This window comes from Paraburkholderia phymatum (assembly GCF_040965635.1).
Classification (GTDB): Bacteria; Pseudomonadota; Gammaproteobacteria; order Burkholderiales; family Burkholderiaceae; genus Paraburkholderia; species Paraburkholderia phymatum_B.
Map to the genome: position 1 here is coordinate 15,829 of NZ_JBFRCH010000020.1, position 13,160 is coordinate 28,988.

Below are 13,160 nucleotides of genomic sequence, written 5' to 3' on the forward strand. Positions count from 1 at the left end.
CTGAGCCTAAGCTTGCGTCCGCGCGGGCGAGCGCCTGCCCTGGGCGTCGCGCATCTCGGCGCGAGTGCCGTCGTGCGTCTCGCCGGTGGGCGCGCAGACATACGCATGCAGATCATGCGCGAAGCCGTCGAGTTCCTCCGACAACTGCCGCACCATCCGTCCCAGCACGTTATAGGCAAGCACGGCGGGAATCGCGACGACGAGGCCGAACGCCGTCATGATGAGCGCTTCGCCGACGGGCCCCGCGACGTTTTCGATCATCGCCTGCCCGCTCGACGCGATGCTGCCGAGGGCGTGATAGATGCCCCACACGGTGCCGAGCAGCCCGACGAACGGCGCCGTGCTGCCCACCGACGCCAGCAGCACCTGCCCGAACTCCAGCCGCCGCTGCGAGCGATGCAGCGCCTGGCGCAACGCCCTCAGCACGCGTTCGCTGCGCTCGACGCGCGCGAGCAGCGCGCCCGGCACCTCAACTTCCGACGCCTGCAGCGCCGCTTCCGCCAACGGAGAAAAGATGTGCTCGCGATCGGCGAGCCGCAGCGCGGCGACGCCATCGGCGAGCGTCGGCGCCTGCCAGAAAATCGCAATGGCGCGCGGCCCCTGGCGCTTCGCGCGCCCGAGCATCCAGCTTTTGACGATCAGGAAACACCAGCTCGCAATCGACATCGCCAGCAGCACGTATGCGACGCCATGCGTAATGGCGTCGCTGGATTGCAGGTAGTGGATGATGCCGGAGTTTGCCATCGGACCTCGCCGTTCGCCTCGGCCACGAGTGCCCCGGCGCGTGAGAGCAGGCTACGGGTGCCTAGCGAAGGCCGAGCACGTCCTGCATGTCGAACAGGCCATTCTGATGGCCCTGGAGGAAACGTACCGCACGCAGCGCGCCTTGTGCATACGACAGACGGCTTGCCGACTTGTGCGTGATCTCGATGCGCTCGCCGATTCCGGCAAACAGCACCGTGTGATCGCCCACGATGTCGCCGCCGCGAATTGCCGAAAAGCCGATCGTCGACGGATCGCGTTCGCCCGTCACGCCTTCGCGCGCATAGACAGCGCAATCTTCGAGCTTGCGGCCCAGCGCGTTCGCCACCACTTCACCCATCGTCAGAGCGGTGCCCGACGGCGCGTCCACCTTATGACGGTGATGCGCCTCGATGATTTCGATGTCGTAGCCCTGCGAGAAATGAGGCGCGGCGAATTCGAGCAGCTTCATCGTCACATTAACGCCGACGCTGAAGTTCGACGCGAACACGATCGCGATTTTTTCGGCCGCGGCGCGGATGTGCGCCTTTTGCGCGTCGTCGAACCCCGTCGTGCCGATCACGAGCTTCGTGTTCGTGCGCAGCGCTGTATCGATGTGCGCGATCGTGCCTTCGGGACGCGTGAAATCGATCAGATAGTCGGATTGCGCGAGCACGGCGTCGATATCGTCCGAGATCGGCACGCTCGTCTGTTTGCCCAGAAACGCTCCGGCGTCCTGACCGAGTTGCGGCGCGCCCTTGCGATCGAGCGCGCCGGAGAGCGTCGCGTCGGGATCGTTGAGGACGGTTTCGATGAGCATCCGGCCCATGCGGCCCGATGCGCCAGCGATGGCAATTTTCATGGGTAATCCAGCAAACAGCGCCGTCGAACGGCGCCATCGGGTTGCGTCGACCGTTGCGCCCTCAGTTGATCCGAAAGGCAGCGCGCCGGCCGACGATCAAGGAAACGAAGCGAGCAACGGACACCCGCGCATGCGCCGGAATAGAGCGCGGTGACATCATGCGATGAGCCAAAGCGGCCGTGCACCGCGCCGAAACGCACGACGGGCGAAGAAGCCGCCCGTCATGCCCGTCATGTTACGGACAGCGGAATCAGCCGCCCGTTCCCGGGTTGGTCTGGGACGAATCAGGCGACGATGCGACGGGCGCGGCTTTCGCCTGCCCATTGTTGCTTTGCGGGCCAGTCGGACCGACGGGGTTCTCCTTCGGCACGCCCTGGATCTGCGGAGGCGGCGGACGCGTGAAGCGGAACTGCGGCTGACCAGGCTCCGTCGCGTTCTGCGGCACGCCGCCATTCGACGGCGGCGTGCCCGCGCGCACCGACGGCGTCGTGCCAGGCGCGGGCGCCTGCACAGCATTGGTCAGGCGGTTCGCAGCCTGGGCGGCCTGCGCGTTCGGATCGACGGCGGGCAGATTGCCGGCCTGCGTGGCTTCGGACGTAGACGAGCGCGCCGTATCGGGCGTCGAGACGAGCGCGGACGCCGCCGCAACGGGCGCGCTCGCCGCACCCGCAGCGCTCGCGACAGCAGGCGCTGCCGCCACTTTCTTGCCCGTGCGGTCGCCGTCGATATCTGCGAGCAGTTCGAGGTTCGACGGCAGATCTTCGCCGCCCGACCAGCTCGCGACGCGATCGCCCGAGAAGTTCACGGTGAAATCACGCTGCTGGACGATGGAGGTCGAACCGCGCTTGAAGTAGAAGACATAGTCCCAGCGGTCGGCGTGGAACATGTCGGTCAGAAGCGGCGTGCCGAGCACCTGTTTCACCTGCGCACGCGACATGCCGACCTGCATCTGCGAGGCCATTTCCTTCGATACGAAGTTGCCCTGAACCACAGTAATGCGGTACGGCGTGATGCTTTGGGCAACGCGCTGCGTCAGGCTGTCGTACGTGGAACATCCAGCAAGAAGCGCCACAGCCGCAGCGACGATCAAGGTGCCCCGCATGCGGCTCCCCCTGTTGATCAATAGAGCTTTTGGAATCATTTCCCTCACCGTGCGGGCTTCCCGAGCCGCGCGAGTTTCCGTCGAAGATGACCTCAACTGCAATTCACATTACTATTAGAACCTTGCATTGTACTCTAGGGATCCCTTGCCATGACCAATCCAACCGATCTGAAAAATATCGGACTCAAGGCGACCCTACCGCGCCTCAAGATTCTGGAGATCTTTCAGCACAGCCCGGTGCGCCATCTGACCGCCGAAGATGTCTACCGCAATCTGCTGCATGAAGAACTGGATATCGGGCTCGCCACGGTGTACCGCGTGCTCACGCAGTTCGAGCAGGCGGGACTGCTGTCGCGCAGCAATTTCGAGTCGGGTAAAGCCGTTTTTGAGCTGAACGAAGGGACGCATCACGACCATCTGGTGTGCATCGACTGCGGCCTGGTCGAAGAGTTTTTCGACCCTGAAATCGAGAACCGCCAGCAGGCGATCGCGAAGGAACGCGGCTTCAAGCTGCAGGAACACGCGCTCGCGCTGTATGGCGCGTGCACGAAAGACAAGTGTCCGCATCGCAAGCACTGACGGGCGTCGGGCCGCGATTCGGGGTGCGGCATCGTCGACGTGAAAGGCAATACGCAGAAAGGCCCGGCCGATGAAAATCAGCCGGGCCTTTTGCTTTCCACTGCTTACGGGAAGCGGGCGACGCAAGCGAACGTCTTAAACGGCAACGGCCTCGAGCGACTCCCGTTCGAGACGCCACGCTTGTGGCAACGGCACTTCGTCGCAGTTGGGCCCGTCACCGCCGCGATCGACAATCAGGAAATCGCTCACGCGCTCCAGCGCCAGCAGCGGATGATGCCAGACGCCCTTCGCGTAATTCACGCCCTGCCAGCCGCGCGTCGAGAACGCTCTGAGTTTTGTCGGGTCGAGCTCACTGGCCGGCGCGACAACGATCAGATACGGCGTATCCGAGAGCGGCACGAACGCCTGGCTGCCCAACGGATGCCGCTCCATCATCACGATATCGATCGGCCATGAGCGCGGCTGCGCGCGAAACACGTTGATCAGCGGACGGCCGCCCTGCGTGCTCACGTCCACTTTCGCGAGATCGTGATAGCGCTCCGTCGTGCCTTCGTTGATCGGATAATGCCGCGCGCCTTCCAGTTCGATCACGTCGCCGAAAGGGGCGAACGCTTCGCGCGTCAGACGCTCGATGCGCAGTGTGTTCATGGCCTTCTCCGTGAGTCCTGCCGACCTGTTCAGTGTGCCTTATTCGATCTCGCCCCACAGACGCAGACGCGACACGCCGCCGTCCGGGTAGATGTTGAAGCGCACGTGCGTAACAGGTCCGAGCGCGGCCAGTTCGGCGCTGAACGTGTGGACGCTGTCCATTTCCAGCTTCTGGTCCGGCAGCAGGACCGGCCAGAACATCGCCTGCGTGACGAGCGAATCGTCGGTGCCGCCCGTGACGGACGCCGCTTGCAGCGAGCAGCGGTCAGGGAAATTGCCCTTGAAGTGCGCCGTATCCACTTCGACTTTGCGGATCACGCCAGGACGCGCGAGCGCGACGATCGCCCAGTCGTTGCCCGGCTCGCGGCGCCGCCGCGTTTCCCAGCCGTCGCCCATGTTCACGCCGCGCCCCGGCATCAGCATCTGCGATGCCGGCCCGAAGTGCTGGTTGTTCGCCGCGACAAGGTACGCGCCGTTTTCGATTGCGGCCAGATCGACGAGTGTTCCGCGCTCGATCCGCTCCCAGTCGCGCTTCGGCTGCCCATAGACGCGCAGCCGCGCGAGTCCGCCGTCCGGATACAGGTTCACGCGCAGATGCGTGAAGGCGCGCGCATCGCTGACTTCGACGTAGTGATGCTGATTGCCCTGCAGCGTCGTCGCCGGGACGATGGTTTGCCAGTCGGCGTGATCGGCGGGCACGTCGCCGTCGGAATAGCAGGCTTCGATCGACGCGGCCGGCGGGAAATTGCCCGTGAAGTGACTCGTGTCGAGATCGACGCCGTGCACGATCCCCGGCCGCGCCAGCCGCACGACGCAGTAGTCGTGGCCCGTCGTGCGCTTGCGGCGCGTCTCCCAGCCGTCCATCCATTTGCCGTGGTCGTCGTACTTGCCGGGGATGAACACCGCCGGCTGCGGGTCGAGCATGCGCTCTTTCGGCGCGAAGAATTCGTCGCTGGCGAAGAGCGCCTTGGCGCCCAGACGCGGGTCGGCAAGATTCATGTAGCGGCGCGTGAAGGCGGGTGCGTTCGGATCGAGAATCGGATTGGCCATGATCGGTTCGTTCAGTCTTCAGTCGAGTGAGTGAGTCGGCGGCAGGCCCTGCAAGCCCGCCGCCGTTGCCATTGGTGGTCGGTCAGATGGCGGAAAGCGTTGTCATACGGCGTGCGCGGGATTCACGTGGCCCGCTTCTTCGCCGAGGTCGGTGACGGTCGGCACGAAGCGGTAGTCGCTGTCGAGATTCAGCACGCGGCGGGCGCGCGCCTTGTCAATGTCGTTCTCCCATACGCCGACGATCACCGTCGCGACGCAGTTGCCGATCAGATTCGTCAGCGCGCGGGCGATGCCGACAAACCAGTCGACGGGCAGGATCAGCACGAGGCCGAGCACAGGAATCGCGGGAATCGCGGAGAGCGTCGCCGCGAGGATCACGATCGCGGAGCCGGGAATGCCGTGCGCGCCCTTCGACGTAATCAGCGACACCAGCACGACGACGATCAGGTCGTGCATCGACAGCGGCGTATTCGTCGCCTGCGCGATGAAGATGACGGCGAGCGTCAGATAGATCGAGAAACCGTCGAGATTGAACGAGTAGCCGGTCGGAATCACGAGGCCGACGGTCGAATCCTTCACGCCCATCCATTCGAGCTTGCGCATGATCTGCGGCAGCACGGCGTCCGACGAAGCGGTGCCGAGCACGATGGAGAGTTCCTCGCGCAGGTAGCGGATCAGCTTGAAGACGCTGAAGCCGGCGAGGCGCATCACGACGCCGAGCACGACTGTGACGAACACGATGCAGCTCGCGTAGAACACGACGACGAGCATGCCGAGTTGCTTCAGCGACGCGACGCCGTACGTACCCGTCGTGAATGCGATCGCGCCCAGCACGCCGAGCGGCGCCAGCTTGATGATGAAGCTCATCACGCGGAAGAACACCTGCGCAAGCTCGTCGATCAGGCCGTTGACGCGCTGCGCGCGCGGCCCGAGCAGCGACAGCGCGGAGCCGATCAGCACGGAGAACACGAGGATCTGCAGGATGTCGCCCTTCGCGAACGCGTCGATCGCCGTGTCGGGAATGATCTTCAGCAGAAACGCCGCCGTATCCTTCAGGCTCTTCGCGTGCTCGGTGTAGGTGGCGAGCGACGCGGCATCGAGCGAGTGCAGATCGACGTTCATGCCGACGCCGGGCCGCGTCACGTAAGCGAGCACCGCGCCGATCACGAGCGCGATCGTCGTCATGATTTCGAAGTAGACGACGGCCTTCAGCCCGACGCGCCCCACCTTCTTCAGATCGCCCGCATGCGCCATCCCGCTGACGACGACGCAGAAAACGATGGGGCCGATCACCATCTTGATCAGCTTGAGAAAGCCGTCGCCCAATGGACGCAGCGACTGCGCGAAATGCGGAAACAGCGCGCCGATCACGATGCCCGCCACAAGAGCGATCACCACCCGGCCAAACAGCGAATTGAAGAACTTCAACACGGCTTTCTCCCGATCACGAGTTGGGTCTACAGTACGGGTCTGTCGTCACCTGTTCATACTGGTCCGACCAGTACTGTTATGGCGAATAGTAGGAAGCCGATATAGTTGGGTCAAGGATTTTGGGGCCGGTGTTTACCCGGCCTGGTCTGACCGGCCTTCTCGCCCGGAATTTGCATCGCTGCGGCGGTTGCGACGATTTCTCGTATCCGTTCTACAATGCTGGTCAGACCGCATCGAACCGCGACGCCATCATGAAGAACGTCCCGCACACCGTCACCGACGCCGCCATCGCGACGATCCGCGAGAGGATCGAAGGCGGCGCTTATCCCGTTGGGAGCCTGTTGCCTGCGCAGCGGCAATTGTCGGAGGAACTGGACATCAGCCGGGCCTCGCTGCGCGAGGCGTTGTCGACGCTCGAGGCGCTCGGCATGCTGACGATCCGCCCGGGCAAAGGCGTGTATGTGCAGTCGACGAAGGCGTCGTCCGCGCATCCGTGGCGTTTCGCGGATCAGTCGTCGCTGCCGGACACATATCAGATGCGTTTCGCGCTGGAAGGCTTTGTCGCACGCATGGCGGCGCTCGCGATCGGCGACGACGACGTCGAATGGTTCGAAGACAACATCGCCGCGCTACACAACGCGCTCACCAATGGCGAACTGGACGAGGCCGCGCAACTCGACTTCGACTTCCACATGCGCATCGTGAATATTGCCGGCAATGCGGCCATCGAATCGATTCTGCGCAGCAGCGCCGACATCATGAAGGAGAGCCAGCGCATGCCGTTCTATCGGCGGGAACTGGTGCTGTCGACCTATCACGAGCATCGGGCGATTCTCGATGCGCTGAAGGCACGCGATCCGCACGCGGCCGGCAAGGCCATCGAGAAGCACATCGCGAACGCGGCTCAGCGCGCGGGCGTGTACTTTCCGACGCCGCATGCGTGAGCATGGAACGCTCCTGAACGGCCCACTCGCAAAACCGCGAGCAAGAAATGAAAAAAAGCCGCTCCGGAGAGCGGCTTTTTCGCGCCATGAACGCAGCGAGGAGCGCTTGTTACTTCGCCTTCGCGAGAGCAACCGCCGTATCCAGCATGCGGTTCGAGAAGCCCCACTCGTTGTCGTACCAGCTCGACACTTTCACCAGACGGCCCGACACCTTGGTCAGCGTCGCGTCGAACGTCGACGAAGCCGGGTTGTGGTTGAAGTCGATCGAGACCAGCGGCGCCGAGTTGTAGCCGAGGATGCCCTTCAGCGCGCCTTCCGACGCTTCCTTCATGATCGCGTTGACTTCATCGACGGTCGTGTCGCGCTTGGCGATGAACGACAGGTCCACGATCGACACGTTGATGGTCGGGACGCGGATCGCGTAGCCGTCCAGCTTGCCGTTCAGTTCCGGCAGCACGAGGCCGACAGCCGATGCAGCGCCCGTCTTCGTCGGGATCTGGCTATGCGTGGCCGAGCGCGCGCGGCGCAGGTCTTCGTGATACACGTCGGTCAGCACCTGGTCGTTCGTGTACGCGTGGATCGTGGTCATCAGACCCGTTTCCAGACCGATTTTGTCGTTGAGCGGCTTGACGAGCGGTGCGAGGCAGTTCGTCGTGCACGATGCGTTCGAGATGACCGTGTGCTCGGCCTTCAGCGTCTGATGGTTCACGCCGTAGACGATCGTCGCGTCGACGTCCTTGCCGCCCGGCGCCGAGATGATCACCTTCTTCGCGCCGCCCTTCAGGTGGGCGCTCGCCTTTTCCTTCGTCGTGAAGAAGCCCGTGCATTCCATCACGACATCGACGCCCAGCTCGCCCCACGGCAGTTCAGCCGGGTTGCGGTTGGCCAGCACGCGGATCTTGTCGCCGTTGACGATGAGGTTCTCGCCGTCGACAGTCACTTCGCCCGGGAACTTGCCGTGCGCCGTGTCGTACTGCGTCAGATGCGCGTTGGTCTTGGCGTCGCCAAGGTCGTTGATCGCGACGATCTCGAGGTCATGCTTCTTGCCGTTCTCATAAAAGGCGCGCAGCGTATTGCGGCCGATCCGGCCATAGCCGTTGATTGCGACACGAATCGTCATGTTCTATCTCCTGATGGCTGAAAAAATTCTTCCCTGATGCACCGGCTGCGACACGAAGCCCGCTGCGCGCACTTGATGGCGGCAGCGCGCGGCGGGCAATTCGCATCAGCCGAGCGCCGCCTTGGCCGTCGCGACCACATGCTCGACGGTAAAGCCGAAATGCTTGAACAGCACGCCTGCCGGGGCCGACTCGCCGAACATGTCGATACCGACGACGCCGCCTTCCAGACCCACGTACTTGCGCCAGAAATCCGTCACGCCCGCTTCGATCGCGACGCGGCGCACGCCGTGCGGCAGCACGCGCTCGCGGTACTCGGCGTCCTGCTTGTCGAACGTCGTGGTGGACGGCATCGACACGACGCGTGCCGCGATGCCTTCACGCGCGAGCGCCTCGACCGACTTCATCGCCAGTTCGACTTCTGAGCCCGTCGCGATCAGGATGATCTTGCGCGCGACGATCTCGTCGTTCCAGTCTTGCAGCACATAGCCGCCCTTCGCGATGTTGGCGATCTGCGCATCCGTGCGCGGGTTGAACGCGAGATTCTGGCGGCTGAAGATCAGGCACGACGGGCCCTGATGCTCGACGGCTTGCGTCCATGCGACGGCCGTTTCGACGGTATCCGCCGGGCGCCACACCTGCATGTGCGGAATCAGACGCAGGCTCGCGACATGTTCGATCGACTGGTGCGTTGGACCGTCTTCGCCGAGGCCGATCGAGTCGTGCGTGAACACGAAAATGGACGGCGATTTCATCAGCGCGGCGACGCGCAGCGCGTTGCGGCTGTAGTCGGAGAACGTCAGGAACGTGCCGCCGAATGCCTTGTGGCCGCCGTGCAGCGCGAGGCCGTTGATGATCGCGCTCATGCCGAACTCGCGCACGCCGTAGTTCACGTAGCTGCCCGCCGCGCCCGTTTCGCCGACGCGCACGTACTTCGCCGCCTTCCAGTTCGTGAGGTTCGAGCCCGTCAGGTCAGCGGAGCCGCCGCACAGTTCCGGCAGCACGGCCGCGAGGCCTTCGATGGCCTGCTGCGACGCCTTGCGGGTCGCGACGGTTTCCGCGCGCTCGTTCGCGCCGGCGATGATCGCCTGCGCCTTTTCAGCCCAGTCGGCGGGGAGCTTGTTCGCCATGCGGCGCTCGAATTCGGCGGCTTCCTGCGGGTACTTCGCGCGATACGCGGCGAACGCGTGGTTCCAGTCGCCTTCGACCTTCGCGCCCTGCTCCTTCGCGTCCCACGCTGCGTAGATTTCCTGCGGAATCACGAACGGCGGGTGGTTCCAGCCGAGCTTCTCGCGCGTGGCCGCGACTTCCTTGTCGCCCAGCGCCGCGCCGTGCACGTCGTGAGTGCCCGCCTTGTTCGGCGAGCCTTCGCCGATCACGGTCTTGCAGCAGATCAGCGTCGGCTTGTCGGACTGCCAAGCCTTCTTGATCGCGGCATCGACGGCTTCGACGTCGTGGCCGATCACGCCCGGAATCACGTTCCAGCCGTACGCTTCGAAGCGCTTCGGCGTGTCGTCGTGGAACCAGTGAACGACGTCGCCGTCGATCGAGATGCCGTTGTCGTCGTAGAACGCGATCAGCTTGTTCAGCTTCAGCACGCCGGCGAGCGAGCAGGCTTCGTGCGAAATGCCTTCCATCAGGCAGCCATCGCCGAGGAACACATACGTGTGGTGATCGACGATTTTCGCGTCAGGCTTGTTGAATTCGTTCGCGAGCAGCGATTCGGCGAGCGCCATGCCGACTGCATTCGCAAGGCCTTGACCGAGCGGGCCCGTCGTCGTCTCGACGCCCGGCGTGATGCCGTATTCCGGGTGGCCCGGCGTCTTCGAATGCAGTTGGCGGAAGTTCTTCAGTTCTTCCATCGGCAGGTCGTAGCCCGTCAGATGCAGCAGCGAATACAGCAGCATCGAGCCGTGGCCGTTCGACAGCACGAAGCGGTCGCGATCCGCCCAATGCGGATTCTTCGGGTTGTGCCGCAGATGGCGCGACCACAGTGCAACGCCGATTTCGGCCATGCCCATCGGCATGCCGGGGTGTCCGGAATTCGCTTGTTGAACGGCATCCATGGCGAGCGCGCGAATCGCGTTGGCCATCAGGGAAGTGGGGGCGGGAGACGAGATCGTCATGTCGGGTCCGGGGATTGGTCCAAAAAGCGGGGGCGCCGTTGGTGGTCCGGAAGTGCGGCGGCCGGTCAGCTTTGGCGCACGGTGCGGCGCCGGAAGACGCGAGGCGGGCTGAACAAACGGACAGGGCTGCAAAGCTGGACATTCTAACAGATAGCCGGACGCGGCTTCCGCCATCGGCGGGCGTTTCGGGGAGATCCGGCGCGCATGTTCGCGCCATTTGCCGTGGTTTTCTCGCCGTCCGCTGCCCGTCGAGCGAGGTCGTCGGCAAGGCCCGCAGTTTCCATCGATCACTCGTTGCGGCGTTTGATGACGCGCAAACGTGAAGAACTTTTGAGGCCTCGACTGAATCTTTCCGTGCAGACGCCGCACGCGATCAACCAAATTTGCGCGCGATCATCGACGAAGCCGCAAATTGAACGCGAGCTATCAGATTTTCGTCTCATTGTGGCGTGCAAATTCGCCGGAACGCGAAGCCCGGAAATATCGCCGCGCGATCCATTGTTCGCCGTTCATCGCGCATCAGGCAGTAAACTAAGCCGATTCTTAAAGCCTTGGCTTTGACACTGCTGCAAAATGCATCGCCTCTTTGGCACCGGCTGTCTGCCGCAAGGCAAGGCTGGTCGCGGCGGCGATGGCGTAAGCGACCCATTGGTTCAGGAGAGTTCGATGACTGCCCCACGCCCAGCCGGAGTGCCGTGGCTGACACCGTATCTGACGGTCCGCGATGCACGCACCGCGATCGCGTTCTTCGAGGCGGCGTTTGGTTTCCGCGTCCGCGACAGCGTGCACGACGAGGGCGTCGTGATGCATGTCGAGATGACGTATCAGGACCAGTTGATTGTGATGTTCGCGCCGGAAGGCGCGTTCGGCTCCACGGCCAAAACGCCGAAAAGCTCCGGCGCGATCGCGCCCCAATCGTTTTATCTCTATGTCGACGATGTCGACGCGGTTTATGCGCGGGCCATCGCGGCCGGCGCCAGGTCGCTGAGCGAACCGCAAGATCAGTTCTGGGGCGATCGTTTTGCCCAGATCGAAGATCTCGACGGCTATCGCTGGGCGTTGGCCTGCCATCTGTCTTGAGTGAATGAGAACTTTCCTTATGCCTCGCTTTTTCGTCGGCACCCCGTTCAAGACCGACGACATCGTTTCCCTGCCGGATGAAGTCAACCGGCATGTCCGCGTCCTGCGTTTGCAGCCGGGCGACACCGTCAGCCTGTTCAACGGGAATGGCGGCGAGTACAGCGCCGAAATCGTCGATATGGATCGGCATGGGACGATCGCCCGAATCGGCGAACATCGCGACATCGAGGCGGAGCCGCCCTATCAGCTCACGCTTGCGCAAGGCATCGCCGGCAGCGACAAGATGGACTGGCTGATCGAAAAGGCGACGGAACTGGGCGCATCCGAATTCGTGCCGCTGACGACGACGCGCAGCGTCGTCCGCCTTGCTGGCGAGCGCGCGCAGCGCCGCCAGATTCACTGGCAGCGGATCGTCCAGGCGTCCTGCGAGCAGTGCGGGCGCAACCGCCTGCCGGAAGTGATGCCGACGCGCGAACTCGCAACCTGGCTCGGCTCGATGCCGAAGCAACCGGTCGAAGGCGAATTGCGGCTCTTGCTGTCGCCACGGGCGAGCGTGCCGTTCTCCGCGCTGCCGAGCGAGCCGCCGAAAGTTCGCGCGCTGGTGCTGGTCGGCCCAGAGGGTGGCTTCTCGGCCGCCGAAGAAGCCGCCTCCGCAAGCCACGGATTCATGGCCGTCGGCCTCGGACCGCGGGTGCTGCGCACGGAAACGGCCGGGATCGCGGTGCTGTCAGCACTCGCGGCGCGCTGGGGCGGCTGGTAGGCGCTTACGGCAAACGGCGTTTAGAAAGCAGGAAACGTCCGTTTGAAAATGAAAAGGCCCGCCGGACGGCGGGCCTTTTTGTTGGTCCTATCTTGAGTGGCGATCGATCGGCGTCGAACAATTCCCCGCGACATGCTCTTCACCTCGGACATTTCAAGCAAACGAGTAAAACACACGGAACGCGACCTTGCGCTCGGCCCAGAACTCCGCTGCTTCGCGGAACACGTCGAGCAAAGTCTCACGCGCTTCCTTGTCAAATTTGGTCGCGATCGGCAGCGCTTCGAGCACGATGACGAAGCCAGGCTGGGCGCCGGCCTTGTGGACGAGATCGGTCAGCGAGTCGTAAAGCGCGTCGTAGTTCTTGCCGAAGTGCTTGGGAAACAGGAACGACGTGGCAATCGTCTCCATCACTTCTTGTTTGGACTGCGCATTGCCGACAAAAGCGTAGAGAAAATGCTGACCGAGCCGATTCGCTTCGTCAGCGAGATCCTGCACGCGGAATGCGCGGATCGACTGTACGATGTTCGGTCGTACGGTCTGGAAAAGACTCATGCGTCCCTCTTCCGATGAAGGTCCCGTGCTCGCTTCGTTCTGGACGTCACGGGCCTGGCCGGCATCGCGCATCTGCATGACGCGCTGGAACATATTGCCTTCGCCGGGCGCGAAAAAATCCGTCGCGACTTTCGAGTCGTGCGCGTAGACGTTGTCGCTCATGCCGA

Annotated in this window: 13 protein-coding genes; 4 read left to right on the forward strand and 9 right to left on the reverse strand. The window is 63.6% G+C overall.

Features of this window, described 5'->3' with window-relative positions:
* Positions 1 to 6 precede the first annotated feature (6 nt).
* The 3 genes from AB4Y32_RS26895 to AB4Y32_RS26905 form a co-directional block, all read right to left on the reverse strand.
* Positions 7 to 744: a MotA/TolQ/ExbB proton channel family protein gene (locus AB4Y32_RS26895; RefSeq protein ID WP_368724279.1), complete on the reverse strand. Its 738-nt coding sequence runs from the start codon at positions 742 to 744 to the stop codon at positions 7 to 9.
* A gap of 61 nt (positions 745 to 805) precedes the next feature.
* Positions 806 to 1,603, reverse strand: coding sequence for a 4-hydroxy-tetrahydrodipicolinate reductase (gene dapB, locus AB4Y32_RS26900; RefSeq protein ID WP_368724280.1), 798 nt, complete (start codon positions 1,601 to 1,603; stop codon positions 806 to 808).
* Positions 1,604 to 1,853: 250 nt separating this feature from the next.
* Positions 1,854 to 2,705: an outer membrane protein assembly factor BamE gene (locus tag AB4Y32_RS26905; RefSeq protein WP_368724281.1), complete on the reverse strand. Its 852-nt coding sequence runs from the start codon at positions 2,703 to 2,705 to the stop codon at positions 1,854 to 1,856.
* Between the two features lie 150 nt (positions 2,706 to 2,855).
* Here AB4Y32_RS26905 and fur point away from each other — a divergent pair, with 150 nt between their 5' ends.
* Positions 2,856 to 3,284 carry a ferric iron uptake transcriptional regulator gene (gene fur, locus AB4Y32_RS26910; protein ID WP_012401967.1) on the forward strand — a complete coding sequence of 143 codons (429 nt, stop codon included), beginning with the start codon at positions 2,856 to 2,858 and terminating at the stop codon, positions 3,282 to 3,284.
* 135 nt (positions 3,285 to 3,419) lie between these two features.
* On the opposite strand, the gene AB4Y32_RS26915 is transcribed toward fur, so the two are convergent.
* The 3 genes from AB4Y32_RS26915 to AB4Y32_RS26925 all read right to left on the reverse strand — a co-directional run bounded on the left by AB4Y32_RS26915 (position 3,420) and on the right by AB4Y32_RS26925 (position 6,413).
* Positions 3,420 to 3,932, reverse strand: coding sequence for an ureidoglycolate lyase (locus tag AB4Y32_RS26915; protein WP_368724282.1), 513 nt, complete (start codon positions 3,930 to 3,932; stop codon positions 3,420 to 3,422).
* Between the two features lie 39 nt (positions 3,933 to 3,971).
* A complete protein-coding gene (gene alc, locus AB4Y32_RS26920) occupies positions 3,972 to 4,982 on the reverse strand; it encodes an allantoicase (protein ID WP_368724283.1) in 1,011 nt (336 codons plus the stop codon).
* Positions 4,983 to 5,084: 102 nt separating this feature from the next.
* Positions 5,085 to 6,413 carry a C4-dicarboxylate transporter DctA gene (locus AB4Y32_RS26925; RefSeq protein WP_368724284.1) on the reverse strand — a complete coding sequence of 443 codons (1,329 nt, stop codon included), beginning with the start codon at positions 6,411 to 6,413 and terminating at the stop codon, positions 5,085 to 5,087.
* Between the two features lie 251 nt (positions 6,414 to 6,664).
* Here AB4Y32_RS26925 and AB4Y32_RS26930 point away from each other — a divergent pair, with 251 nt between their 5' ends.
* Positions 6,665 to 7,357: a FadR/GntR family transcriptional regulator gene (locus AB4Y32_RS26930; protein ID WP_368724285.1), complete on the forward strand. Its 693-nt coding sequence runs from the start codon at positions 6,665 to 6,667 to the stop codon at positions 7,355 to 7,357.
* Between the two features lie 109 nt (positions 7,358 to 7,466).
* Here the strand turns inward: AB4Y32_RS26930 and gap are convergent, their stop codons facing one another.
* Both gap and tkt read right to left on the reverse strand, forming a co-directional pair.
* Positions 7,467 to 8,477, reverse strand: a complete 1,011-nt coding sequence (gene gap, locus AB4Y32_RS26935) for a type I glyceraldehyde-3-phosphate dehydrogenase (RefSeq protein WP_368724286.1) — start codon at positions 8,475 to 8,477, stop codon at positions 7,467 to 7,469.
* A gap of 105 nt (positions 8,478 to 8,582) precedes the next feature.
* A complete protein-coding gene (gene tkt / locus AB4Y32_RS26940; protein ID WP_368724287.1) occupies positions 8,583 to 10,601 on the reverse strand; it encodes a transketolase in 2,019 nt (672 codons plus the stop codon).
* A gap of 666 nt (positions 10,602 to 11,267) precedes the next feature.
* On the opposite strand from tkt, the gene AB4Y32_RS26945 reads away from it, so the two are divergent.
* Both AB4Y32_RS26945 and AB4Y32_RS26950 read left to right on the forward strand, forming a co-directional pair.
* Entirely contained in the window at positions 11,268 to 11,681 is a 414-nt protein-coding gene (locus AB4Y32_RS26945) for a VOC family protein (protein WP_368724362.1), read from the forward strand.
* A gap of 19 nt (positions 11,682 to 11,700) precedes the next feature.
* The gene (locus AB4Y32_RS26950) at positions 11,701 to 12,441 is read left to right on the forward strand and encodes a 16S rRNA (uracil(1498)-N(3))-methyltransferase (RefSeq protein WP_368724288.1); all 741 of its coding nucleotides are present in this window, start codon (positions 11,701 to 11,703) and stop codon (positions 12,439 to 12,441) included.
* Between the two features lie 153 nt (positions 12,442 to 12,594).
* Here the strand turns inward: AB4Y32_RS26950 and AB4Y32_RS26955 are convergent, their stop codons facing one another.
* Positions 12,595 to 13,155, reverse strand: coding sequence for a barstar family protein (locus AB4Y32_RS26955; protein WP_368724289.1), 561 nt, complete (start codon positions 13,153 to 13,155; stop codon positions 12,595 to 12,597).
* Positions 13,156 to 13,160: the final 5 nt, after the last annotated feature.